The organism is Tahibacter caeni (assembly GCF_024609805.1).
In the GTDB taxonomy this organism is placed as follows: Bacteria; Pseudomonadota; Gammaproteobacteria; order Xanthomonadales; family Rhodanobacteraceae; genus Tahibacter; species Tahibacter caeni.
Map to the genome: position 1 here is coordinate 1 of NZ_JANFVR010000627.1, position 1,343 is coordinate 1,343.

Consider the following 1,343-nt stretch of genomic DNA (forward strand, 5'->3'; position numbering starts at 1 on the left):
CTGCCGGCCGGCTGCCGCATCGGCCCCGCGCAGCTCGCGCTGCTGGCCGGCATGGGCTGCGCGACGGTCGACGTCGTGCAGGCGCCGCGGCTCGCGCTGTTCTGCACCGGCCGCGAGCTCGTCGACGACGCGGCGCTGCCGCTGGGATCGGCCGGGATCCGCAACAGCAACGGTCCCTACCTCGCCGCGGCCGTCGCTGCCGCCGGCGCCGTGCTGCTGCGCGAAGCAACCCTGCCCGACGAACCCGCGACGCTGTACGAAGCCGTCACCGGCGCCGTCGCCGCGGGCGCGCGGCTGATCCTGAGCACCGGCGCCGTCTCGGCCGGCCGCTACGATTTCGTGCCCGAGGTGCTGCACGCGCTGCGCGCCGAGATCGTGTTCCACAAGCTGAGCATGCGTCCCGGCAAGCCGCTGCTGTTCGCGCGTCTGCCCGGCGGCGCGCTGTATTTCGGCCTGCCCGGCAATCCGGCGTCCTGCGCGGTCGGCTTCCGCTTCTTCGTCTGCGCCGCGCTGCGCGCGCTGCTCGGCCTCGGCGCCGAGCGTCCGTGGCGCCTGCCGCTGCTGCAGGACGCGGACAAGAAAGCGGGTTTCACCCAGTACCAGAAGGCCGGCCTGACGTTCGACCGCGACGGCCGCGCCGGCGTGCGCCTGCTGCAGGGGCAGGAATCCTTCAAGCTGCGTTCCCTGGCCCAGGCCCAGGGCTGGGCGGTGCTGCCGGCCGCGGCGCAGCGCCTGCCGGCCGGAACGCCGGTGGACTTTCACGGCAACGCGCACTGGGGCCTGCAACTGGATACGGAGAACGGCGCATGACGATCCGACCAGAGCCGTTCGGCGGTTCCAGCGCGCTCGAACCCGACGCGCCGCTTGCGCTGGGCGTGAGCGGCGCGGCTCCGCCGGGGCCGCGCGCCGGCCTGCCGGGGAGCGCCCCATGAAACTGCAACTCGAAGGCCAGCGTCTGCGCTTTCGCATCGACGAGGCGGAGCTGGCCCGCCTGCTGGCCGGCGACACTCTGGTCGACCAGACCCGGCTCGGCCCGGTCCAGGCCAGCGAACGGCGCCTGCAGCTGCACGACGACGACGCGCTCGCGCTGGACTGGAACATCGACGGGATAACCCTGGCGCTGCCGCGGGCCGCGGTGCAGGACTACGTCGCCGGCCTGCCGCGCCGCGATGCCCTGCGCCTGACCTTGGGCGACGCGTCGACCGCGCTCGACCTGGATTTCGAGGTCGACGTCCGCGACAGCGTGCGCACGCGCCGGCCGCGGGCCACCCGCGGGGCCTGACCCCGCGGCGGCCGTGCCGGCGCGCCGTCGCAACGCGACACGACGCGATTCCCGGCCGCCG

Annotated in this window: 2 protein-coding genes; both read left to right on the forward strand. The window is 74.8% G+C overall.

Features of this window, described 5'->3' with window-relative positions; translation table 11 throughout:
- Positions 1 to 810 (forward strand): molybdopterin-binding protein (locus NON22_RS24410; RefSeq protein ID WP_257389579.1); only part of this gene is annotated, 810 nt, incomplete at its 5' end.
- Between the two features lie 118 nt (positions 811 to 928).
- Positions 929 to 1,282, forward strand: a complete 354-nt coding sequence (locus tag NON22_RS24415) for a hypothetical protein (protein ID WP_257389580.1) — start codon at positions 929 to 931, stop codon at positions 1,280 to 1,282.
- Positions 1,283 to 1,343: the final 61 nt, after the last annotated feature.